Origin of the sequence: Streptomyces fumanus (assembly GCF_014655295.1) — a bacterium.
Lineage (GTDB): Bacteria > Actinomycetota > Actinomycetes > Streptomycetales > Streptomycetaceae > Streptomyces > Streptomyces fumanus.
The window spans coordinates 30,224-56,389 of record NZ_BNBI01000014.1; the positions used below are offsets into that span (position 1 = coordinate 30,224).

Sequence of the window (26,166 nt, forward strand, 5' to 3'; positions counted from 1 at the left end):
GCGGGCGGAGACCCCCGCGCGGCGCAGTTGGGCCTGGGTCGCGGCGACGACCGGGGTGGTGTCGACCGCGTGCACGACCAGGGCGCCGTGCACCGGCCGCTGGAACTCCCCGGACGCCGGGGCCTGGGCGTCGTCCACGGCGTCCAGGACCGGCTGCGGCTCGTCGGGGCGGGCGTGGGCGTCGGGGACGCCGAGGACGAGACCGCGGTCGACGGTGGCGTCGGCGGTGTGCTCCTCGCCGTCCAGGAACAGCCGGACGCGCAGGGGCCGCAGCCGGAACCGCGTGGTGTCCTGCACGAACAGGGTGCGGCCCGAGATGACCGTGCGGCGCACCCCGCCGGTCCGGCTCGTCGCCGCCTCGACGGCCGCCGTCGGCGCCCCGACGACCACGGCGGAGGCCGCCGCGGAGGCCACGTTGATGGCGGTGAACAGCACCAGGTCGGCCGTGCCGGTGATCTTCCGGGACCGTTCCACGGCGGCGGCGGTGGTCCCGAAGTGGACGCCGTAGGCACGTACGTCCCGCGCTCCCGCCGCCTCCGCCGGCTCCGGAGCCGGGTCCGCGCCGGCCGGCACCGGCCTGATCCACAGCAGCCGGCCGTCCACGACCCGGGTGGCGCCGACGTCCAGCAGCTCACGCCAGCCCTCGGCGTCGTCGACGGCGAGGACGCCGGCGATCTCCGCCGCGACCTGCCGGGCGAGCGCGTCGGGGACGGCGGCGGCCAGGGCCCGCACCGTCCGGTCGTTCTCCTCCCGCGACCACGGACCGACCTCCCGCACGACGCTCTTGCCGAGCATGCCGCGCCCGATGTACCAGGGGGCACGGGGAGCGGCGGTGGGCCGGTGCTCAGGCGCTGCTGCCCCATCCGGTGTTCCGGCCGTCTCCGGTGTTCGGGCCGTCTCCGGTGTTCCGCTCGGCTCCGGAGCGGTAGGGGGCGCCTCGGTGACGTCCACGGCCTCGGGGACGCCGGCGGCGCCGGACACGGCCTCGGGTGCCGGGCCGGCCGTGCCCCGGCGGGCCTCCAGCGCGCGGGTCAGCCGTGCGACGGTCTCGGTGCGGTTGTCGCGCCGGGCGTCCGCGAGGGCACGCTCCAGGCCGCCGGCCAGGGCGGTGTCGGTGAACGCCATGCCGACGACGGGACCGCCGCGGTCCCGCCGGTCGGCGGCGAGCACGTCCGCGACCGCCCTGGCCAGGTGGTCGGTGGCGAACCACCTGGCGTCGTCCGGGATCCGCCGGTACGCGGCCGCGACGGCAGCGGCGTCCACCGGGAGCAGGCCGTCCCGCCGCAGCGCCTCGTTCACCACGTAGGCCAGTGCCCGAAGGTCGCGGGCCGGTGCGGGGAAGGACGCGTCCCGGCGGAAACGGGGCCGTGGCCCGCCCAGCGCCCGGTACAGCTCCAACTGGTCGGCGTGGAGCCGCCTGCCGAAGACCAGGGCGGTGAAGATCTCGGCCACGTATTCCACCGGCTCCGTGGCGGCGTACTCACTGAGTCTCCCGGCGGTCCGCGCGTGATCGCCGGCCCAGGACGTCTCCTGGAGATCGTGCATCGTCCGCCGGGACTGCGCGTAGTGCAGCAGATGACCGATCTCGTGGACGAGGATGGCCAGTCCGCGGTCGGCGAACAGGTGGTCGTAGAACTGGACGCGTCCATCCGGCAGCAGAGCGCCCGCGCGGCGTGACAGGAGGTCGGAACCGGCGAAGATCCGGTCGGGGGCGTCGAACTCGCCGCGGGGCACGTCGTCGTGCTGGTCGCCGACCCTGACCCGGCCGTTGCTCCGCATCCGCAGATCCCGCGAGTACTTGGGCAGGTACGCGTGGAAGTCGGGAACCTCGAAGCCCGCCGCCCGCACGACCGCCACCGCCTGCCGGAGTTGCTCGATGCGGCTGTCCCGCGTCCCCGGGTCCTCGGTGGGGTCGTAGTGGACGTCGACGCGCGTCGAACCGACGGTCAGGTACGTGTCCACCAGGTCCGCGTTGACGTCGACCCTCTCGTCCGGGTCGGCGCGGAGCGGGAAGGACGCGAGTTCGGGGTGCTGGAGCCGCCCGTACCGCTGCCGCTCGTCCTCCAGGAGATCCCTCAGCGCCCCGTCGGTCAGGCCGCTCGATACCCGCACCTGCCCCGTCGCGAAGACGACCCGGGCGAGTGACCGGAACGCCGCGTCGCCGCGTTCGTCCATCACCCGGAGGGCTTCGTCGGTGAGGCTCCCGTCCGCGTTCCGGGGCAGCAGGAACGCCTGCGTCCGCAGATCCTCCGTCTCCAGATCCGGCGGCACGCGCCGTTGCACGTAGGGCGACAGCGCCGGGTTCACGCGGGCATACGCCTCGGCCTGCTCCGCAGGGGTCGGCGCGCCGCCCCGGAGCCGGAGCGCCGGACCCCGGGACGCGCCGACGGCGGAGGCGTCGGCCACCGTCCCGCCGCCGGCCGGGGAGAGCCGGACGGGCAGGCTCACCTGCGGGACGTCACCGGCCTCGTCGTCGCCGGCGACGAGACGGAGGCCGTCGCCGGCGACGACCAGGCGGTGGTGCACGGGCCCGGCCGCCGGCCCGTCCTCGACCAGCGCCCGCACCGCCTCGGCGTTGTCCGCCTCGCCGATCCAGCCGGAGTCGCCGCGCAGCAGGTACACGGCACCGCCCCGCCGGTCCACCTGCACGAAGTCGTGGCCGAACGGGACCCAGGGACCGGCGGCCAGGACCCGGTCGCCGGGCAGCACGACGACCCCGCCGACGGTACTCACCCGGTAGGCGAAGGTCTGTCCGGCGTCGTCCCCGGCGCCGGGGACGGTGACCGGCCCGGAGACGGTCACCCACTCCTCGCCGCGCTTGCCCTCGGCGGTCGTCGGGACCGGGACGTCGGAGCCGGGCGCGAGGCGCGGCGCGGCGCCGCTGGTGCGGGGACCCGCCACCGTGACGCGGTCCCCGGCGGGACGGCCCTCGGCGACCGGATCGGCGTCGGCGTCGCGGGCGCCGCCCAGCAGCGCGGCGCCCAGCTCGGAGGAGGTGGCCGTGGTCTGCGCCGTGATCAGCGCCGTCGTCCGCCGGACCGCCTCGGCCAGCCGCGTGTTCCCCGGCGTGCGCGGGTCGACGGCGGCGGAGTGGTAGTAGCGCAGGACGGTGTCGTACGCGTAGCCGGCGTCGACCAGCGGGCGGATGCCCGCGTCCAGGGACGCCAGGACGGTCAGCACCGCGCCGCTCTCCCAGGGGGCCGGCGGGCGCCGCAGGTGGCGGGTGAGCCGCAGGTGGGCGTGGATCTCCTCCGGACCGGGCGCCCGCCCGAGACCCGCCTGCGCGACCGACGCGGCGTCGAGCACCTCCAGCGCCTGCCGGACGGCGTCCGTGACGCGGATGACGGCCGCGGCCACCTGGGCCGGCGTGTCGGGACGGGCGAGCACCTCGCCGGACCGGGTCAGGAGGCCGGTCAGCTCCTGGGCGAGCGCCGGGTCCAGAGGGCCGCCGAGGGCGTACCGGGCGGCCTGGGCGGCCATCCGAGCCAGCGCGGAACGGGGCAGCAGCGCCACGGGCGCGTACCGGCCGGGAACGGACAGCTTGACGGTGACGGCCTCGCCGGCCGTCCGGAGCGCGGTGACGAGGGGATGCGCCAGCACCGCGACGGCCCCGGCGGGGTCCCAGGACCGCTGCCCGGTCCGGTCCGCCTCCCCGTACGCGGTCGCCGAGAAGTGCCGCAGCAGGGCGAAGGACCGGTCGATCTCCTCCCGCGTGTGGCGGCGTCCGTTGTTGCCGAACGCGCGCAGTTCCAGCAGGACGAGGGGATGACGCAGCCGCCCTTCCCGGTCCAGCGGATAGTTCCGCAGGTCGACCACGTCGTACTGGGTCACGGGGTCCGCGGCCGCCGTGAACATGGTCGCGAGGTAGCGGCGCAGGGTGGCCCGGGAGCGCTGGTTGACCCGCGAGTCGAGCAGCGTCCCCGTAGGCACCTCCGGCACCGGACGGCCGTCCTGCCGCACCAGCGTGAAGAACGTCCTGGTGCTCCGGACGAACAGGTCCACCCACTGACCGTGACGGTTCTCCAGATAGGCCCGCACCGGGCGGGGAAGCGTCTCCCGGATGTCCTTGAACGGTGTCCGCGACGCGGCGGCGAGTTTGTTCTTGACCAGGGACGGCCCGGTCTCGAGGAACAGGGACGCCACGGCGAGGCCGTGATGGCCGGCCAGCCAGGCGTAGCCGTACAGCTCCTCCAGGCCGGGGACGCTGGTCAGCAGGAAGCGGACCTCCTGCGGCGTGATCACCCGCCCGAGGTACTCCGACGCGAAGCCCGCGGCGATCTCCTCGGCGAACCGTGCCGACACGTCCAGGGAGGGAGTGAGCGGAGCCCTGCCGATGTGCTCCAGGGTGAGCTCCAGCACCGACTTGAGCGCGGTGACCGGCACACCGATGGTGAACTGGGCGTAGTCCCGGCCGTCCGCTCCGAGAACGGGCCGTCCCACGGCGATCCGACGGCCCTGCTCCGTGACGGTCCACCCGGGCGGCAGCAGGGCCGTCAGCGGTGCGCGGTGCGGGGCCCTGTCCAGCGCGTGCCGCACGTCCCGCAGCACCCGCAGGGCTTCCCCGGGTGACAGGCGGTCCTCGTCGGCGAGGACGCCGAGCGGCGGCGTGACGACCTCCACGATGGGCAGCACCACCGGTGTCTCCACCGGGACCGGGCCGTCCGTGCTGTGCAGACGGCCGCCGGTCCCCTCCCCGAAGACGGCCGTCTCGTGGACCAGCATGACGCCCGAGGCGTCGTGCGTCGCCAGCCGCTCACCCGGATCGATCGAGCCCCTGCCCGCGACGGTGACCACCCGTCCGCTCAGCTCCACCTCGAGACCGAGCGCGCCGTAGCCGCGGCCGGCCGACGGATCCACCAGGGCGTGCGGAGCCGAGGAGGACGCGGCGAACACCGGCAGCCGCGGGGCGACGCGGGCCGAGGAGTCGACCACGACGGCACGGGCGTCGGCCGGGGCCACGGCGGGCGGCCGGTCCGACACGGCGGTGCCGTCCAGCAGCTCGATCCAGACCACGCCCCGGGGACCGCCCACGTGATGGGCGGCCCAGGCGTGTCCCGCGCCCGAGGGCCGCCGGGCCAGGACGAAGGCGGTGTCGCCGGGGCGCAGGGCACCGGCGAGCGTGGCGTAGTCCGGGATCGCCCGCCAGCCGTCCCCGAGCGCCAGCGCGCCCTCCTCCGGGCGGACGTCCAGCACGGAGTCGTCGACGGTCCCGGCCGGGCGCACGCCCCGGGGGAACATCGCGTTCCGGAAGGCGGTCAGCAGGGCCAGGCACTCCTGGACGGACGCCTCTCCGGTCCGGCGGTCCGTGACCGCGTGCCTCGCTCGCCGCGCCAGGTCCAGCAGCTCGCGCTCGCCGCGCGCCCCTCCGGCGGGGCGGCCGTCCGCACGGGAGACGGTGTCCACGCCCCGCAGCACGTCCAGGACGTGCCGCGTCACCGCTTCCCCGGGCGTGACCGCCTCCCCACCGGACCCGCCCGCCTCGCGGACGGCGTCCGTCGGGGCCGGCGGCAGCACGCCGCTCTCCGCCGGCCGGCCCGCCGCGTCGAACACGACGGCCACCGTGTCGGCGGCGAAGCCGTCGAAGCCGGCGTCCGGCAGGACGCGCGGGCCGGACTCGTCACCGTCCAGGACGGCCCACCGCACCCCGTCGTCCCGGGTGAGGTAGGCGGCCAGGGCCACCTCACCGCCGGTCGGCCCGTCACCTCGCGCCAGCAGGGCCAGGGAGCCGGGGCCGAGCCGGGTCAGGGCCGCCGTGACGGCGTCGCGGTCACCGCCCGTCGCCTGCCAGGCGCCGGCGTCCGGCAGCACCGCCGCTTCCTCGGCGTGCGCCGGGGCGGTGGACCGGACGGTTTCGAGCAGCAGCGCCGGCAGACCCGGGGCCGCCTCGGCGCGCGCGGCCCGCGCCGCGTCGGTGACGGCGGCGGCGAACTCCACCGCGTTCAGCGCCCCGGCCGGCGGCCGGTCCAGGGTGCGCAGGTGCGCGTTGCCCACCACGAACCGCTCACCCGCCGGACCCCGGACGGTGAACTTGACCACGGCCGCCACCTGATAGCCGGTGGCGCCCGTGCCGTCGGCCCCGGTCCGGGTGGTCCCGGTACGCCGGTACCGGCGGTCCTGCGCCGTGGCGCCGGCGGTCCGCCCGCGCTGCGGCCGGGTCCCGGCCGACACACCGAGTGTGAAACCGTCCCCGCCGCGCACGCCGGCCGTCGGCACGGTCGTGGTGGTCGCGCCGGACGAGGCACCGAGCCCGATGACGTCCACGGCGTCGGCGGAGAAGTCCGAGGCGGCCACCGTGACGGGGTCGTACACCTGGACCCGCAGATGTACGCCGTCGGCCGCGGAGCCGCCGAGGAAGGTGCCGCCGACGAAGGGCGCGAGGTTCTCCGGGCCCAGCGCGCGCGAGGTCCCCTCGCGCAGGAGCTCCCGGATCCGGATGAGCGCGGCCTCGGCGGAGACGGGCGCGGGGTCCGCCGCGCGCTGCCCGAGCGCGGGCGCCACCTCCCGCAGGGCCCGCGCGATCTCGGGCAGGGCGTCGACGTGGTGCACCTCGAAGGTGCCCGGCGGCAGCCACTCGGCGCGCAGCACCGGGCCCACGGGCAGGGCCGCGCCGCCCTCGGGCGCCGTCGCGGTCCGGGCGGGGTCGTGGCGGAGCACCGCGGGCGTGACGGCGGGAGGGGGCCAGCCGGCGGCCGGCTCGTCCTCCCGTGCGCCGCCGAAGCGGATGTCCGCCACGGCGGCCACCTCGGCGGACGCCGTCGGCGCGGCCGCGGTGAGCAGGCCGGCGCCGCCCGCGCGCAGCAGCGCCGCGGCGGCGTCGTGGATGCCGGACGGCAGCAGCAGCCGGGGCAGCAGACCGAGCGGGCCGGCCAGCGAACGGGACTCCGCCCGTACCCGGACCACGTACGGCACGCCGTCCGCCTCCAGCACGCTGTCGCCGGCCGGGTGCAGCCACACCCGCCGGTCCGTGCTGTGCGTACGGCTCTGGGTGACGCCGTGCTGGTTGCCGTCGCCGGCGGACAGGCCGGCCACGTCCCTGAAGGAGAGGCCGGCGGTGACGGCGCCGCTGCGGCCGATGCCGGCGCTCCGCGCGGTGGCGGCGGCCGGGCCGAGCAGGGAGCCCTCGCCGGTGGCACGCAGCAACTGGGTCTCCACGCCGCTGCCCGCCGGTGCGCTGCGGGCGCGGACGCGGTCGAACCCGGGGCCCGGTTCGGCGCTGATCGTGAGGGTGATCAGGCGGGGCCCGAGCCAGCCGGTGTGCGGGAAGGACACCGAGACGTGCCGCATGGCCACGGCCTGGGCGAGGCCGCGCTCGGCGGTCAGCTCCTGTACGGCCTTGGCGGCCTGCGGGACGTAGGCGGTGCCGCCCGGCACCAGGGCGCCCGGCGCGAGGGCGTGCACCGTCCGCGTGACCACGTCGGAGAGCCGGACGCCGGGGTCGGCGGGGGCGATACGGGTGACGGCGGCCAGCCCCAGGGCACCGGTCGCGGCGTAGGACGCGGGCAGCGGCCGGTCGGCCTCGGCGCGGGGCGCGGCGTCCGCCGCGTCACCGTCCGCCGGTCCGGCGAGCCGGGACAGCTCGGCGTCCTCGCGCAGGGCGGCGGGCCGTACGAAGTAGTCGACGGCCTGGTCGGCCTGGACCGCCACGGACCGTGTCCCCCGGCCGGGCAGCAGACCGGCCGGCAGTGCGGACCGGCCGGGCAGGACCTCGGCCACCACGACGATCCCGGCGCGGAAGTGGTGCACCGGGACCGGAACCTCGCCCTCGGTGGTGATCCGGAAGCTCGCGGTCCGGTCCGAGCGGGTGACGCTGGTGGCGGAGCTGAAGCCCTCGTCGTAGCGGCCGGACGGGTTCACCGCGGCGGTCGCGCCGAACGTGCCGGAGACGGTGTGCGCCACGCCGGCGGACCGGGTGGCGTCCGCGCCGCCGCCGGCCACGTGCCAGCGCTCGGTGACCACGCCGCCGGTGTCCCCGAGCCACCGCGGGTCGGTGAGGTGGGCCCGCAGCCGCACCTGCCGCTCGCCCACGTCGACCAGGACGCCCCCGGGGTCGCGGACCATGCCGGAGAAGAGGTCCATGAGGTGGGACTGCGACAGCGCGCCGCGCACCATCACCTGGAACAGGGAGCCGGCGTCGGCGGGGTCCTCCCCGACGGTGGCCGCCCGCATCCGCTCCCGCAGCCGGGCGGTGAGCGACGGCGGACGAGGTACGGCCCGCACCGCGTCGCCCGCTCCGGGAAGGGGCGGGACCGTCACAGCGGCCGGGTTCGCGCCGGGGCCGTAGGCTCCCGGCATCCGGTCGGCCAGTTCGATGTCCTCGCCGGCGGCCGGCGCGTCCGGTGCCGGCGCGGCGTCGGGTGCCACGGCGCGGACGACCGCGTCCCGCACGGCCTCGGCCACGGTCAGCCGTTCGAGGAAGGCTCCCCGGGGGAACAGCAGCGGCGCCGTCCGGTCCGCGCGCGCGGCCAGGGCCTGCTCGTCCGCCGGCTCCACCTCGCGGATCACGGGGGCCGGAGTCGGGCCGTCCGGCTCGGCCGCCGCCAGCATGCGGTGGTCCGGGACGGCGAACCGCACCCGCACGGCGGCCGTCAGATCCGGGGTGGCCCCGTCGGAGAAGCGGGCGCGGAGCACACCGGGATGCTCGGTGACATGGACGCCGCCGTCACCGGGACTGAAGTAGTACTGCTCCTCCCCGAACGCGATCGCGTGGGCCGAGGTCCGCGCGCTCTGCGCGCCGCGGGCGTAGCCGACGCCGCCGCTCAGAGCGGCCCGGTCCGTCACCGGCCCCGCGACGGTCACCGACACGCCCGCGCTGGAGGCCGACTCGGTACGGGTGTGCTGCCGGGCCAGTTCCGCGTTGGAGCCGATGAAGGTGAGCAGCCTGATGCCGGGGGCGTGCAGCACGTACCGGCTGTCGCCGGCCGGGTCGCCCTGGGCGGGGGGCTCGACCCCGAGCCGGACCACCAGCCGGGAGGTGCCGGCCGTGCCGGGCCGCTCCAGGACCAGGTCCCAGGGCTCCGCCACCAGGCCGCGCCGGCCCCAGGAGGTGCGCAGCTCACCGAGCTTGCGCTGGTTGGTCAGCAGATGGAAGCGGGTGACGGCGTCGCCCGCCGGCGTCCCGCCGCCCGGCAGCCAGCCGCCCTCGCGCAGGGCGTTCTCCAGGTCCCGGAAGAGGCCGTCGGCGCCGTCCATCGCCACCGGCGCGGCAAGCAGCCCGGGGGTCAGTTCCCGCACGTCGCGGGGAGGGACGGACCGCTCCGGCGGGGTACCGTCCAGGCGCACCGACGCGGCGGCCGGTACCCGCAGCGTCACCGGGAAGGCGGCGCCGGGCCGGGCGAGCGGCCCCTGCGAGGGCTCCAGCGCCGGGCCCTCGGCGCGTACCAGGCGCAGCCGCGGGGTCAGCTCCGCGCGCTGGAGGACATGAGGTGCGGACGTCCGCAGGCCGGAGGAGGCCAGCACGGTGCGGTGGGCGCTCAGGCCGTGGCTCTCGCGGTACTGGCGGCCGGCGTCGCCGGCGAGGCGCACCAGCCCGTCCAGCCAGCCCAGACTGCCCGCGGCGCCCAGGGAGAGCCCGTTCGTCACCGAGGAGCCGGTGCCCGCCGACGTGACGCGGATGCTGTCCCCGGCCTCCAGGGCCGTGGCGGTGCTCCGTCCCGCGTAGCCCTCCTCGTCGGACCAGGTCAGCCGGAAGTCGGTCTCCAGATAGCCGATCAGGTCGCCGTCGCGGTCGTACAGCAGCGGGGAAGCGGGCTTGACCAGGCCGCCGCGCAGGCCGTCCTCGGAGAGGTGGTCGCGCAGGACGCGCAGGGAGTCGGGGGACAGACCGCGCAGGTCCGGGAAGCCCTCCAGCACCTGCTGGAACAGCAGGTCGGTGTGCGGGAACTCGGTGATGCCCACGTACGGCAGGGCGTCCTCGACGTACTGCCACGGCAGCGGCCTCAGCCGTTCCGCCGCCCCGTCCCCCGCGGTCTCCAGCAGGTGGGCGGGGAAGGACGCCGTCTGCGTCCACCGCGCCTCCGGCACCTCCCGCCAGCCGGCCTCCGGCAGCCCCGCCCCGGGTCCGGACGCGGTCAGGGCGTACTCCAGGCGCGCGGTGTAGTCGTACAGACCGGTGGCCTCGTTCTGCGCGCCCTGGAGGTTGAGCGAGCGCATGGTGAGGTTCGCGGAGGCCGAGGCCGCCCACTGGTTCAGGGTCGCGGACAGGCTCGGGCCGAGGGTGGCCGAGGTCAGGGAGTGGGCGCCGGAGACCGCGAACGGGTACGACCGCGTGAACGTGCCCGTACGGACGTCACCGGTGCCGCCGGAGACCCCCGTGGTGGTGGAGGACAGCGCCCAGCGCTGCGGCCCGCCGGGCCGGTCGGCCAGCCGGGACGCGGCCGGACGGGGATCGGCGAGCCGCTGGCGGACCCGCAGCACGAGTCCGGTGTCCGCCAGGGGGATCTCCACGCCGTCGCCGAGCAGGTCGCGCTGACGGGCGTTCAGGGTGGCGGCGGTGGGCCGGGCGTCCCCGGCGTCCGCGCCGCCGAGCAGCCGGGCGGCCCACGCCCGGCCCCGCTCCAGCGCGCCACGGGCCTCCAGGATCTCGGTGAGCCGGGGCAGCACCGCCTCCCACAGCTCCGCGACCGGCCGCTCGGGCACCGGGGAGAGGTGGACCAGCCCGAGCCGGCCGGCCAGGTCGTCGTGGGTCAGCCGGGTCACGGCGGGCGGCAGGGGCGCCTGGATCACGGGTGTGCCGGGAGAGGGGGCGGCCCCCGCGGGGTCCATGGCCGGTCCGTACGTGCGCAGCGCCCCCGCCAGCCGTACGACCGTGTCGCTCGCCCCGTCCCGCCCGCGCAGGTCGTCCAGGGCGCGGCGCAGTCCGTTGGCCATGGCGTCACCGGTGTCGGCCATGCCGACGAACGGGGTGCGCGCGGCGGCCGGGACCGGTGCGGTCAGGCGGGCGAGACGGTTCAGGACATCGTGGGTCAGATCCCGAACCGCCGTGTCACGGACGCTGGGACCGCTCTTGGTCGCCCGCCACTGCTCCACCTGGTCGAGGACGTTCCGCAACGCCGTGACCTCCCCGCGGGACACGGCTGACTCGACGGCCCGGTCCACGGCTTTGAGGGCTGTCGAACGCCTCTTGTCGGTGGCCGACAGGCGCATCCACTCCGTCATCGCGTCGACCTGGACGAGCGCGGCGGACCCGGGTTCCAGGAAGCCCAGCACCGTACGTGCCGCCGCGACCGTGGCGGCCCAGGTCGCGACGTTCTGTTCTGCTTCGGCCCGCCGCCGGTGCGCCTTCAGTTGGAGGTCGGTGCCGATGCCCGTCAGCCGGTCCAGGAACCCTCCCAACGCCTGCACAGCGGTCTGGTGGCCCGCGCCGGGCGCGGAATGCCGCACGGCGTCCGTCACCGCGGCCACCACGGCCGGGACACTCTCCCGCGCGAGCATCTGGGCACCCGCGAGAGGCGCGTGCTCGTGCACCAGGTTCAGCCGGGACAGCCCCGCGAGGACCTGTTCGAGCGCAGCCACCGCCGGCTGTCCGGCGAGGCGCCGCAGGGCGCGGCTGTGTGCGGCGTGAGCCTCGGGGGACGAGGCAGCGAGGGCTTGCGCAGCGCGGTAGGCCCGCGCGGCCATGTGTTCCAGGTCGTGGAGGATGCGCCTTCTCTCGTCCGGCGTGAAGGTGTCGGCGAGATTGCGCAGTTCTACGAGGACGAGGGCGTGCGTCAGCCGTGGGCTGCCCGCCCGGTCCTCGTTGCGGTCGAGCCTGCGGTACGTGGTCTCCATCGCCAGTTCCCGCTGGTCGACGAGGCGTGCCGGACGGTCGAGCAGGCCGCTGTCGAGGTACTCCCGCACGCGTACGTTCTCGGCGCGGCCGAAGAAGACGTCCAACGGGTCGGTGGTCAGGTGCCGGCCGGCGACCTGAAGCGCATGGCTGCGGAACGACCGCTTGATGTCGTCGGCGCGGGAGTCCAGGAACCGTTGCGCGGGGACGGACAGCGCCTGCCGCAGCACGTGCGGCGCATGGCGGGAAGCTGCGGCGAGGTAGCGCTTGGGCCAACTCGTCCGCTGGCCGGCCGCAGCCGCGGCGGCCCGCTGCACGGGTGCCAGTGCCTGGAGCGACAGTAGGGTCACGAAATTCCGCACGGCGTGGACGTCCGGGTCCCGCAGCGACTCGACGGTGAACCAGGGTGCTACGACTTCGGTCCGGCCCTCCTTGTGCGCGTGGTAGAGGGCGGCCACGCTCGTGCCCAGCGCGAGGCTCACCTCCATGTCGGGGACCATGGTGGGCTTCGCCACCGTCGAGCCGCGCATGGCGAAGTGGATGACCTCGTGCAGCGTCGACATCGGCACACCGACGGTGTACTGCGAGGAGACACGCACACGGTCGCCGGGTGCGCTCAGGACGTAGGTGTCGGCGCCCCTGGCCCGCGAGACGAAGCCGTCACCGTTGCCGAAGAGGGAGGCGAGGGGGACCCCCGGGTGCCGCAGCCGCGACAGGACGTACTCGACCGTTCTCAGATAGCCGTCGATGTCCTGCCGGTTGTCCTCACCGGGCACCACCCGGAGCGGCTTGCCGACGATCTCCAGGAACGGCGCGTCCAGATCACTGGTCTTCTCGGCCGTGAGCACCGCGTAGGCGTTCTCGAACAGTTCGTCACCGTGTTCCAGCGCACGGGTCGAGCCCAGCACCACGGCAGAGATCTCGTCCTCCGCACCGATCGCTCCGCCCCGCATCCGCAGCGGCTCGCCGCGATGGGCGATCCGGCCGGCGATGTCGAAGGCGAGGGAGCGTTCGGGCGTGTACGCCGGGGGCTCTGGACGCTCTCGCAGCACCTCTTCGACGCGGTCCCTGCCCACCGGGCCATGGGGCCAGCCCAGTTGCCTCAGCTGCGCGTTGACCTCCACCAGCAGGGACGTCGGGACCCTTTCCCCGACGCCGGCCGACGCGTCGGCGGTCCCGCTCGCGGCCGGGACACGCTCGGCGCGGCCCGCGCCGCCGCGCAGGCCGGGGCCGGCGGAGCGCAGGGCCGGGTCGGCGGCGGCGAGTTCCTCCGCGCGGGCGCGGGCCCGGCGCGGGTCCTCCAGGAGTACGCCCGCGACGGTGAGGAGCGCTTCGTGCTGGGCGTCGCGCAGCGCCAGGTCGGCGGCGTCGGTGCCGATCACCAGGCGGGGGCGCAGGAGTTCGGCGGCCTCCTGGAGGACGGCCAGGGCCCGCGACCGGCCGACGCCGAGCCGCCGGGCGGCCTCGGTGGCCACCGGCGCCAGGGCCAGTTGCCGGGCGTCCCAGCCCAGGTCCCGCAGACGCTCCTCGGCCGTGTGCACCTCCTGCGCCACGCCCCGGCGCCGGACGGTGTCCGGCAGGGTCCGCGCCACCGACAGCCGGGCCGCGGCGGTGTGGTAGGCGGCCAGCGCGTCCGCCAGGTGCCGTGCGGCGGGGTCGGCCGGTGCGAGGGTGCCGCCGTCCCGGGCCGGGACCCGCCGGTCCTCGGCGGTTCCTCTGCCCTTGCCTTTCTCCTTGCTCTTGTTCTTGCTCTTGTCCTTCTCCGTGGCCCGTGACTCGGCGGCGTGCGCGGTGGCCAGGTCCGCCGCTCGCCGCACCATGGCGCGGGAGGTCACCAGGGCGGGGTGGTTGTACACCGTGGAGATGTCCAGCGGACCGGCCGTGTACCGGCCTCCGTTGCCGCTCCAGCGGTAGTCGTTGCCCCTGCGCGAGGTGCTGAGGGCGTACACCACCATGCGCACCCCGGCCTCCTCGTCCACCGTGAAGACGAGCGTCGCGCCGTGGCTGCCGTCGTCGAGGTGGACGTGGAGTGCCTTGTTGACCGAGATCTGCGACTCCTCCGGCCGGGAGCGCCCCTCGGCCACCGCCCGCAGCGTCCGCAGCGCGTCCGCCGTCAGATCCTGCTCGCGTACTCCCGCGAAGACGATCGCGCCGCTGTACGTCCACGTGTGCGGCGACCGGGGGTCGAAGGCGGCCAGCCGCTCCTCGATCTCACGGTCCCGCCGAGCCGCCAGCGCCTCCCGCTCCGCGCGGAACCGGTCCCACACGCCCCGCGCCACCTCCCGTACGCGCTGGTGGTAGTCGCCCTCCACGAGCACGCCCCTACGGGCGAGATGGGCCTCGAACGCGGTCTCGAACCGCTCGGGCGGCCCGTCCTGGGCGGCGAGGAACTCGCCGAACGCGTACTCGCGCCAGGCCCGCGGGTCGCCGGACAGGTCCTCCACCACGGTGGGCGCCCCGAGCAGCAGCGGCAGCAGGTCCGGGTGGTCGCCCAGGGCACGCGCCAGTTCCGCGGCCGAGGGGTCCAGCAGCAGCTCGCCCGCCTCGGGCACCGAGGCCAGCGCGCGGGCCCAGACCGACTCCCGCGGGGCCGGCTGCCGCGTCCTCGTGCCGCGCGAACCGCCGGCGGCCGGGGCGGACGCCTCCGAGGCCGCGGCCGTCCGTTCCGGGCGCGTCGCCGTATCCGTCGCGGTGGCGGCCGGGCCGTCCGCCGCCGTCCCGGGCGCGGCCGGCTCCTCCTCGGTGAGCGTCCGCAGCAACAGCGACCGTTCGGCCAGCCCGCTCAGCTCGTGCGCGAACCCGGGCGTGCGCAGCGCCGCGGCCCGCCAGCCGGGGGAGGCGAGGAACACCGCCGCCGCGTCGGGGTCCGCGTCGAGAACGCGGGTGAGGACGGGGTCGCTGAACAGGCGGGCGATCTCCTTGGTCCCGACGCCCTCCAGCAGTCCCGGCCGGTTCGCCACCAGGGCCGTCAGAGCAGGGCGGGCGGTCAGCCTGCCGACCAGCCGCGCCGACAGCGCGCCGGCGAAGGCCCGGGAGGCCCGCGCCGCCCCCCACAGCGGGTCCTCGGCCGCGACGGCGTGCTCCGCCAGGCCGTGGGTGCGCCGTACCGCCTCCACGAGCCACGGTGCCGCCCGGAAGTCCTCGGCGACGCCCGGCCGGGTCCGCATCGCCGACGCCAGGGCGCGCACCGATCCCAGCGCCGCGCGCAGTTCCGCGGAGTCCTCGCGGGCCAGCGTCACGGCGAGCCCCGGCTGCTCGCGCAGCAGCGGCAGAAGGTCCGGCACCCGGTCGAGCGCCCGCGCCAGCTCGGGCCCGGCGGCCAGCGCGGCCACCAGGCCGGGGGCGAGCATCGCCGTCTCCAGCGCGTCGGCGGAAGCCAGCACCGCTCCGCTCTGCTCCGGGTGGGCCCGCAGCGCGGCGACGAGCCGCCCGTGTCCGAGGAACTGTTCGACGTGCGCGGCGTCCGTGAACAGCGAGGCCCGCCGGGCCAGGGCGTCGGCGAGCTGCGGAATGTCGAACAGGACCCGGGCCGACGCCGGCCGACGCAGCAGTGCCTGTGCCACGGAGGCGGAGGAGACGACCGCCCGCACGACCCGCTCGGCCGCCTCCGGATCGTCCTGCGCCATCGAGACCAGCCGGGCCGCCAGCTCGTGGGTCGGCGCGTGCGCGAGGAGCCGGGCGGCGGGACTGTCGTCGGCGAAAGCGCGGGCCAGGTCCTCGTAGTTCGTGACCAGGGTGTGCAGGTCGCCGTCCGCGTGACTCAGCGCGTGCTGCCGGCGGTGCAGGTGGAAGAGGCGGGCCAGTTCCCGGTTGTTGATCACCCCCCACGCGAAGTCGGGATAGGCACGCAGGTGGTTGCCCGCCTCCCGGTCCGTGCTGACGAACCGGTAGAGGTGGTCGTCGGTCCTCAGGGCCGCGGCCAGCTCCGGGTAGGTGACCAGTGCCGAAAGCAGCCCGGACGCGGGGTCCCGCAGCAGCTCCAGCAGCGTCGGCCGGGCCTCCAGCAGGTCCAGCAGATCGGCACTGGTCAGGAACTGCGAGCTGATGGCGGCACTGGAGCGGGCGGCCTTCAGCCAGTTCTCGTTCCCGAGGACCCGCTCGTGGGCGGCGAGCATCCGCTCCGCGTCGCCGTCCTCCCCCGCGGCTCCCCGTGCCCGCAGCCGGTCGGCGGCCTCCTGCGGCGGCATCGTCCAGACCTCGGCCAGGTCGAGGTCGCGGCGGTCCACCGGCGCGCCCTCGGGGGACAGCAGCGGCCGGCCACCGGTGTCCCGGACGAGCCGGAGCAGGTCGGCGGCCCACGCCGGGTTCCGTACGGCCTTCTTCCCCCTCTTCTTGGCGGCCTGCACCGCGGCGAGCGCCTCCTGCACCTCCGGCCTGGCCAGGGCCGTGGCGAACCCGGGACGGGCGATCGCCTCGCGCAGCGCCTCCGGGGCGGACGCCAGCAGACCGCGCGCCCTGTCGTCCGAGTCCAGCGCCTCCAGCAACGCGCGGTTCGTGAACAGTCCCCGCCAGTGCGCCAGGCTCATCCGCAGGGGCGGCCTGGACGCCAGCTCCGACACGGTGGCCGGGTACGCGCGAAGCAGGGACACCGCCGAGTCGCCGACGGCGACCGGGTCACCGTGCCGGGTCTTCGCGGTGTCCGCGAGTGCGTCCAGCAGGGTCCGGCCGCCGTTCGCGAGGCGGAGGAACGCGGCCCTGTCGTGGAGGAGCAGATCGAGCAGCGCCGCCCGCTCCCGGGTGTCGATCCACGCGTTCGGGAAGCCCTCCACCGGCAACAGGGCGAGGTACCGCTCGTCGACCGGGGAGACGGCCGCGTTCTGCTGGACGAGAGCGATGTTGGACGGGCCCGCCTGCCGGAGCATCAGATCGCCGAGCACGGGTGTCGCCCACAGCTTCACACCCAGTGAGGGGTCCTTCTCGGTCTCCCGGGCGAACAGGGAGCGGCTGTTGTCCGCCCCGGCGGTCAGCGGGTTCACTGCGAACAACCAGCCGCGTACCGAGGTGTGGCGCAGCGCGGCGCGCAGTATGTGCGGGGCGAGCAGCGGGGATCCCTCGCGCACCGCCGCGCGCACCCCTGCCGCGCCGGGGCCCAGCAGCCGCCGGAACTCGTGGGGTGCCGCCAGGACCGCCGGCCGGCGGGCCAGCACCCGGGCGAGGGCGAAGTCGTCCTCGGCGAGGGCGGCGGTCAGGGCGGGCTCTGCGGCGAGGACGGTGTCCAGGGCGGGCGAGGCCGCACGGGCCGCCGCCACCGGGGACGCGGCCTCCGTGACGGCGGCGGGCGTGCCGGGCGTGGGCCGGCGCGTGGCCCGCAGCGCCGCCTGGAGTTCCGCGTCCGGCACCGCGTCGAAGCGGGTGGGATCGTGGGAGAGGGCGTCGGTCACGGCCGGGTTCTCCACCGCGGCGCGCAGCAGCGCGAGGTCACCGGCGAGCCGGGCGGTGAGGGCGGGCAGGTCCTCCAGGACGTCGACGAGCTGCGGGCTCCCGGCGAGGATGTCGACGACGCCGGGGTCCGCCATGGCGGCGGCCAGCAGTCGCGGCACCCGGACCATGAGCGTGGCCTGGTCCGCGTGGAGTTGCAGACGCCGCCGCAGTTCGCGGTGGTTGAGGAAGGCGGCGTGGTCGAAGGCGGGCCACGCGGACGGGTGGTCCAGCAGCACTGTGAACACCGACCACTCGTGGGCCACCGCCCGCAGCTCGGCCGGCCTGGCCTTCAGGGCGGCGGCGAAGCGGGGGTCCTTGACCGCCAGCCGTGCCGCCGGGCCGGGTGAGGCCAGGGCGGTGACCAGCTCCGCCCTGCGGTCGAGGGCGTCGGGCAGCCCCGGCAGGGCCATCAGGAGGTCCGCCCGCAGCCGGCCGTCCTCCACGGCCTCGATCAGCGGCCGCCGGCCGTCCCCGCCCGGTGATTCCAGGAGGGCGTCCATGAAGTGGGGATTGTCGAGGTACTCCTCGAGATCCTCCGGTCCCAGGTGCCGCACGGCCGTCAGAAGCTGCTCGCTGCCGGAGAGGACGTCCGCGAGGTCGGGATGGTTCTGCAGGAGATCCCCGACGGCGGGCTCCTCCAGGACGGCCTCGCGCAGCTCGGCGCTGTCCGGCTGCATCAGGCGGTCGAAGAGCTCGTGGTGCTCGGGCAGGCGCCAGCGCGTGTTGTGCACGAGCAGCAGGGCGGCGTCCTCGACCGGCCAGTTCTCGCGCCAGGTCCGGGCGGACGCCGCGGTCAGCACCGTGATCAGGACCTCCTGCGCGGGAAGCGGCACGGGGACGGACAGACGCGACAGCTCCCGCGCCGCCCTGGTACGGATGCGCGCGCTGCGGGCGTCCTGGGCGGAGGAACCGCCGGTGCGGGCGCCACGGCCCTGCGGGGGGACGCCGCCGGGGAGACCCGCCCTGCGCTGGGTGCCGAACTCGCCGCGCAGGACGGCCGACAGCTCCCGCGCCTCCGCCTCGCCGTCGGTGAGGTACGTGTGCGCCACGGCGTGGGCCATGGAGTCGTACAGGGCCCGGTACTCCGCCTGGGCGTCCGACAGCGCCGTGCGGTCCAGAGGCGGGCTCTGGTGCTCGGCGGCCATGATCCGTCCGGCGGCGGCCAGCGCCGCGTCCGTCTCGTCGCCGCGGCTCGCGGCCAGTGCCCGCTCCGCCCGCCGGAAGCGGTCCTGCCAGCGCGCCAGGACGCCGCGGTCCACCTCCGGGACACGGGCGGCGGCCGCACGGGCCTCGGACGCCCGCTTCGGCACCGGATCCGCCCCGGTGGGGGCCAGGATGTCGCCGAGCGACCCGCGGCGGGAGGCGGGGGCGAGGGACGGGCGCTTGTAGGGCTTGATCACGAAGACCGACCGGCCGGGGGCGATCTCCTCCTCGATGATGCTGTCGCGCAGCGCCCTGTCGGCTTCCCCCCGGGCTTCCCAGTAGGTGGCCGCGCCGTGCATCACGCCCGCGTCCGCCTCGACCAGCGCGGAGACGGCTCGCTCGTAGGTGCCCGGGGTGAGCGGGGAGCCGCCCGGCGTGGTGATGTCGAAGATGTCGTGGTCGCTGGTGACGGGGACCGCGCGGCCGTCGCGGTAGCCGTGCACCACCCCGTCGATCACCGGGTAGGTGTCCCGGAGCGCGGCCATCTTCCCGGCCAGCCCGGTGAACTCCGCGCGGCGCTGCTCGTAGCGGTCGCGGATCTCCTGTTCCCTGCCGGATGCCTCCAGGACCGGCTGGGAGGGCAGGACCGGTTCGAAGTAGCCGACCAGACCGAGGTGTTCCGCCTTCGCACCGAGGTGGAGGTCCAGGTCGTTGACGGACTTCGCCTTCACCGCCTCCGGTTTGGGCAGGGCCCCCCGCTCCAGCCACTTCACCGCGTGCCTGTTGGTCTGCCGCAGCTCCAGGCGCAGCTTCCGCGCGTCGGCGACGGCCTGCAGCCGCTTGAGGTTCCGTGCCGGGACGCCGGCCTGCTCCAGCACCGCGTCGATGTCGTCGTTGACCGGTGACAGCGACGCGTCGAAGCCGCCCCAGTCCCCGCCGAAGCCGCCCGGCGCTCCCCCCTGGGACGGGGACGGTTCCTCGCCGCGCACCGGCGCCTCCACCCGGCCGGTCCGCACATCGGTCGGTCCGACCTCGTCCCCGGCGGCCCCCAGGTAGCCGCGGAGTGCCTGGGTGAGCCTTTGCGTCAAGTCGTCGCCGGACTCGGGGGAGGCGTCCGGCGCGTGGTGGGGACGGACCGCCGTGGTGTCGTCGGCGGTCCCCGGGCGCACGGCCCGGAAACCGGTGAGCACACCGTCCCGCACGGTGACGCGCAGCGTGAGCAGGCCGAAGGCCCCGGTGACGGTCTCCTCGCCGGAACCGCCGGCGTTCCCGGCCACCTGCCGGGCCGCGTAGAGCTGTTCCGGCCAGGTCCAGCCGGCCGGGAAGCCGGTCGTCCACGGGGCGGGACGGGCCAGCAGCTCCGGGGCGACGCCGCCCGCCTCGCTCAGGTCGCTCAGCAGCCGGGCCGAGCGGTCCGCGAGGGACGGCCAGGGCCGTTCCGGCGCGGTCCGCCGGGAGGCGACGCGGCGGATCTCCTGCCAGGTCGGCTCCGGCGGGCCGGGCCGCAGACCGGCGCCCTCCGCCAGCAGGCGGGTCAGGTGGTCCTCACCGGCCCCGGTCCACTCCTCGACGGCGTCGGGTACGGGCGGCAGACCGGACATCGCGTCCCACCAGGCCGCCGCCTTCCCGGGCAGGCCCAGCAGGGACACCACGTCGAAGGCGGTGGGGTCCGCACCGCCGAGAAGCTCCAGGGTCCGCTGTCCGGGCCGGCCCTCCCGCGCGACGCCGAAGTCGAGGCGTACCCGCAGGAGGTGGGCGTCGTCGGCCCGGCGGAGCCGGCCGAGACGCTCGTCCGCCATCGCCTCGAACGCGGCCACGTACGCGTCGATCTCGGCCTGCGGCATGCCCGGCTCGGGGACCAGCGTCACCGGCACGCTCAGCACGGCCCCGACCTCGCCGTCGGCGAACAGCAGGTACGCCAGTCCGGTGCCGGGCAGCACGCTGCGGCCGGTCCGCACGGTCACCGGGTAGGTCCCGGTCCGGGCCACCGGCGGCTCGGCGGGCCAGTACCGGCGGGGCTGGCGCGGGCTGGGCCGGTAGGCGACGTGCTGCCCGTCGACGACGCCCTCGATCCGTACCCCGTGCCGGTCGGCCCGCCACGCGTGCGCGCCCGCCCCGTCCAGCTCCACGAGCAGCCCACGGGCGAGGGCTCCGGCGTAGGCGGCGTCGACGGCCGCGCGTACGTCGGCCGCCCGCCAGCGCCGGGGGAACATGACGTGCTCGTCCGCCTCGCGGTGCCGCTCCCAGCGGGAGGGCAGTCCGGCGGCCGAACCGCCCGGCCGCACCAGTGGGTCCAGGAAGGACACCTCGGCCCGTACGGTGCCGTTGTCGTGCGCCGTGCCGGGTATCTCGGAGACGCGGACGCCGTACGCGGTCTCCGCGTCCACGTGGGCGGGCGGCCACACGTGGACACCGGTACGCGCCCCGCGGTCGCCCAGCCGCGCGATGTCCTCGGCGCGCGGCGAGAAGCGCGGCCCGTGGGTCAGCGGCGGCGCCGGCAGGTACGGCGGGACGTCCAGGTCCTCCTGGTGCTCGGCGGGACGGAAGCCGGTGAACGAGCCGCCCCGCAGCTCCCCTTCGATGCGCACGCCGGCGTAGACGCCCTCCCAGCGCAGCAGGGAGCCCCCGCCGCCCGGCACCGGTTCCACCCGGCCGTCCCGCAGCGCGTGCAGGTACGCCTGCTCCGCCGCGTAGACGGCGTCGTCCTCGGTCCAGTGCCAGGGGAACATCATGCGTGCCGGGACCGCCGTGCGGTCCGGGACGGCCACCGCGAGATCGCCGGCGGCCGGCGTGTGCGCGTCGCCGTCGCGCGTCCGGTCCCGTGGCGCCACCGCCGGTTCGTCGAAGACGGCGTAGTACGTGCCGTTGGCGTGCGGTTCCCACACGTAGCGCGGCCGGGCACGGTCCGACCTCCCGACGGGGGCCAGGTGCCCGCCCGTGCCTCGCGGACCGCCGTACAGCGCCTCCCGCCGCACCTCCAGGGGGAAGTCGGCCCGTCCGGGGTGCGGGCCGGGGGCCGGCTCCGGGGCGCCGGCCCCCGCGTTCCTGAGGGCTTCCTCCAGCCGGGCGCCGAGCTGACGCAGGTGACGGGGTGCCAGGTAGGGGCCGGCGATGGGCACGGGGACCCGGTCGTCGGCGTCCCGGAGGTGCGACCGGGTGGCCAGGGAGCTGGCCATGACGGACGCGTCGGGGTAGACGGCGCGCCGTCCCTGGTCGGTCTCCCGGTACTCGTCCAGCAGGCCCAGCCAGTGCCCCGCCTCGTGGGCCGCGATGAGCGGCGGCTCGTTGAGGGAGAGCCGCTGCTGGTGCGCGCGCACGTGGGCGGTGGTCAGGGCGACCGCGACGTGGGCCCGCCGCTCGGCGGGGAGGACCTCGCGCGCGCCGGTGGCCGGGTCCACGGGGAGGTACCGCCGCAGCGGGACGAACTCCACGTCCACTTCGAGGACATCGCCGTTGGGCAGCCGGGCCCCCCGGTTCCACGTGTCGCGCACACCGTCCCGGACCGCCCGCTCGAACGCCGCCACGGCGTCCGTCTCGCTGCCGTCCTCCGAGACGACGGGCGGCAGGGCACGGGGGTCGTCCTGCTCGTCGTAGAGCCATCCGATCCTGATGACGTGCCGGGCGACCGTGTCGTCGCCCCGGCGGTGGCGGTGCACGTCGTAGTGCGTCTCGAAGGGGGAGGCGGCCTCACCCGTGAACTCCTGGACGTAACGGACCACCACGCCGGCGAGGTGTTCGCCGTCCTCGGTGACGGCGACCGGGTCGACGGGCTCCTCGCTCCACGGCGGCGGTGCGGTCGCGTCCTGCCCGGCGGCGGCCGTCGGGTGGTACATGCGGCCGGCCGGTGACGGCAGGGCGTCGTCGTCCCGCGGCGCGGGACGGGTCCCCTCCGGACCGGGTGCCGGTTCGGTGGTGTCCGCGACGGCGCGGCGGAGCTGCGCGAGTCCCTCGGCCGAGGGGGGCGGCGGCAGTGCTCCGAGCCGGGCCGCGACGTCCTGCTCCCCGGTCTCCGGGGCGGTGGCCAGCGGGGGGCGCTGGAGCGTCGCCGTGCCTTCGTCGACGACGGTGTCGGGCCGGGGGCCCGTCGGCGTGTCTCCCTCGGCGGGACGAACGGCCGCGGGCGGCGCGGCAGTCTCCGAAGCACCCGAGGGCTTCCGGGTCCCCGGAGTGTCCGAGGTGTCGACCACGGCGGGCCGGGCAGCGGGGGGCGGAGCGGTGGCGGACCGGTCCGCTGGGGCGCGTGTGGCGCCCGGCGGCGACGGCAACCGGCGGCGCAGTTCCTCCGTCCGGTCCTCGGCGGACCGCTCCCGTACGGCGGACAGTGCGCCCTCGGTGATGCGCGCCAGGTGCCCGTCCTGCTCCATCCGCGGCAGTTCGGCGGCCATCTCGTTCCGCAGACGCTGGAGACGCTCCGTCTCGCTCCTCGCGGTGTCGAGCCGTGCGCGGACCTCGGCGATCCGGCTCGCGAGCGACGGCGGCGCGGAGACGTCCCCGGACGGTGCGACGGGGGCGCCGACGACGTCGGGGGTGTTCCGGTCGGCGGTGGCGGCGTCGGACGGGGTGCCGGTCGTGCCGGCGCCGGAACGGGCGCCGGCGGTGGGCGACGCGGGACCGTCCGCTCCCGGACGGGTGTCCAGCGGCGTCGCCGGGTCGGTGGCCGGCGGACGCAGCGCTGCCAGCAGCGCCTCCCGCTCGGCCTGCCGCAGGTCGAGCAGGCGGGCGAGTTCGCTCTCCAGCCCACGGACCTCCGCCAGGCGGGCTTCCTCCTCCTGGCGCAGCACCTCGCCGATCCGCTCGACGCGCCGCGCCGCGATCTCCTCGGGGGTGTCGTCGGGCATCGACAGGACCTCGCGGCGGGCCTCGGCCACCGCTCCCGTCTCGTCGGCCGTGAGCGTGAGGAAACGCTCCCGCAGCTCCGCGTACGAGGCGGGCTCGTCCTGGCGTCCCAGCTCCTCGACGCGCTGCCGCAACTGCCGCAGGTCGCGGTGCTCGTGCAGGTCCCGCAGGGCCTCCTGCCGTTCCCCGTCCGTGTCCGCGCCGTCCAGCCGGCGCAGCAGTTCCCGCTCACGCCGGTCGCCGCCGGAGCCGTCGCCCAGAGCGTCCAGACGCCGGCGCAGGAGAGCGTCGTCGCCGGCGGGCCCGCCCCGGCCGGTGTCGTCGTCCGGCGCCAGCCGGCGCAGGCGCTCCTCGAGGTTCTGGTCGCCCCGCAGTTCCTCCAGCTCCCGCGCGGCGGCAGACGCCTCCTCCGGAGTGCCGGCCGTGCGCAGCCGCTGCCGCAGGACGGCCTCCTGGACGCCCTGCCCGTCCGCCGCGGCCTGGTCCAGGCGGGCCCGCAGGTGCTGTGAGAGGGCCTCGGCCCGGAGGAGGTCCACGTGCGCCCGGTCCGCGTCCGTGCCGAGCGCCTGCTCCGCCTGCCGCCGCAGGTGCGCCGGTTCGGGGTCGTGGTGCACCGGCACGTCCCGGTCCGCCAGCACCCCGACCGGGACGTGCCGTTCGATCAGCGCCGTGTAGTCGCGCAGTGCCTCGTCCACCGCGCGGCCGTCGCCCTGCTCCCACGCCGTACGCACCGCGTCGACGTCGCGCTGCCACTGCGCCCGGGGCACGCCCAGCTCCGCGAGCCGGTCGAACCCGTGGTCCACGTGCGCCTCGAAGGACGCGTACCGGCCGCTGAGGTCGTGCCCCTCCACGGCGTCCCGGAACCCGGCGACCGCGTCGGCCGCGCGCGGCCAGTCGCCCGCGTCGGCGGCTTCCCGTACGTCCCGTACGTGGGCCTCCCTGACCTCGGCCGGCATCCCGACGCCCCGAGCCAGACCGTCCAGGCGCGCGGCGGTGTCCCGTACCTGGTCCGCGTACGACACCGGGGCCTCGGTCGGAACGGTGGGGAAGGCGGGGAGGGCGGGGCCCGGACGGTCCGACGGCACACGCAGGTCGGTGAGCCGTGCCAGCGGCTCCTGGGCGGAGCCGTCCGCGCCGGGACGGGCGCCGCCCCGCTCCGTGCCGTCGCCCGCCGGGGCCGTACCGTCCGGCGCGGACCCGCCCGGGGCAGCGGTGGGAGCCGACAGCGTGCCCAGTTGCGCCCACAGGGCGGCCGTACCGGCGTCGTCTGCGGCGGGTGCCTCGCCGGCGGGAGCCGTGGCGGGGGCGGGGGGCACCGCCGGTGTGCCGGGAACCGGGACGGGAGTGCCCGCGCCCGTTCCGGCTCCGGTCCCGTCGGAGGCGTCCGGCCCCGAGCCCGCAACTGCCCCGGAGGTGTCCGAGGACAGCACGGAGAGGGCGTCGGGGTCGGGTTTCGCGGGGTCCGCCGCGGGGCTGACCGGCCAGCTACCGCCGTCCACGAAGATGCTGTCCGGAGACGGGGCCGACGGCGTGCCACGCCCCGGTTCGAAGGACGTCACCGTCGAGGCCAGGGGCAACCCGATGGGGGCGGGTGGCGGAGCCATGGGCCGGGAGGCGCCACCGCGCCCGCCCAAGGGATGGTCCGGGCCGGGCGGGGGGTTCTTCGGCACGTCCACCGGCGCGTCGGGGAAGCGGCCGACGACCATCTTCTCCTTCAGCCCCGAGCCCAGCCGGTGGGCGTTGCGGCCGAGCAGGTGGGAGAGGACGCCGCCGACGCCACCGGCGAGGGCGGTGGCGGCCGTGGTGGTGAACTCGCCGGTGGTGAGGAGGTTGTAGAAGCCCTCGGAGAGGTTCTGGTGGAGGGCGTAGGCCGCCGCGTTGCCGGTGAAGCCGGCCACCTTGCGGCCCCAGTCGGTGCGCAGGGACGCCGCGAGCTGGTGCGACAGGGCGTCCCTGAGCCGGGTGGACTCCACTCGCGACAGCGTGGCGGCGAGCAGGTCGCCGAGGTCCTTGCGGCCGTACGCGGACATGAGGGCGCGGCCCCAGTCCCGGCCCATGTCACGGGCCGCGTCCCGGCCGAGCGTCGCGGCGAAGTAGTCGCCGAAGGCGTCCGCGGTCCGCGCGGCGAAGACCTCGCGGGAGGCCCGGGGGATGCCGCCGGTCTCGAAGCTGCGGGCCATGGCGGCGGCGAGGTCGCCCGCCTGCCGGCCGAAGGCACGGCCGTCCCGGCGGGCGGCGGTGAGGGCGCCCTTGCCCTCGGTGGTCACGGCGCGTTCGACGGCCCTGCCGACCGTGCCGGCGACATCGCGGCCGAAGGCATGGCCGAGGACGGACGCGGCGGCCCCGCCGAGCATGGTCACGGGGGAGAGGGCACCCTGGATCGCGCCGTAGGCGAGAGCCTGTTTGAGGTACTGGCCGCCCTGCGAGGTGTGTTTGCCCTCGGCGGCCAGGGACCAGCGGATGAACACGTCCATGGCGGCGGCCAGGCCGACATTGAGCGCTTCCTGCGCGGCGATGGCGACGAGCATCCGCAGCAGGAAGCTGCGGAGGATGACCCGGTACAGCGCGCGCAGGAAGGTCTGCTCGATGAGGGCGCCGATGGGGTTCCAGATGGCCATGATCAGGGTGAGCGCCCAGTCGATCATGAACTGCACGATCTGCGCGATGATCATGCGGGAGGTGTAGTCGAGCTGGTAGGCGTACTCGTCGGCGAACTTGGCGAGCCGGGTGGCCGTGTTCTTCAGGTTCTCGATGTAGTCGGCTTGTTCACCGGTGGCGAAGGTCTTCATCGCCGCCACGTAGGCGTCGCTCCAGCGCCCTTCGGCCGAACCCGCGACCGAGCCCGCGACGTCGGCGATCAGGCGCTGCAGGTCCTCCAGCGCGCGGGCGAGGGCCTCGTGCGGCCGTACCACCGAAGCCCGCACGGCATCGCCGGACGCCTCCGGGACCCGCATGCCCGTGAGCGCCAGGACCACGCCATTGGTGAAATCGTCGACTGCCAT

General features: G+C 76.2%; 1 protein-coding gene (running past one end of the window). It reads right to left on the minus strand.

What is annotated here, in order from left to right:
• Positions 1 to 26,166: the 5' portion of an EndoU domain-containing protein gene (locus IE316_RS27920; RefSeq protein WP_190207285.1), read on the minus strand. It extends 16,665 nt beyond the left edge of the window; the window shows 26,166 of its 42,831 coding nt (coding positions 1-26,166); the start codon lies at positions 26,164 to 26,166; its stop codon lies off the left edge, out of view.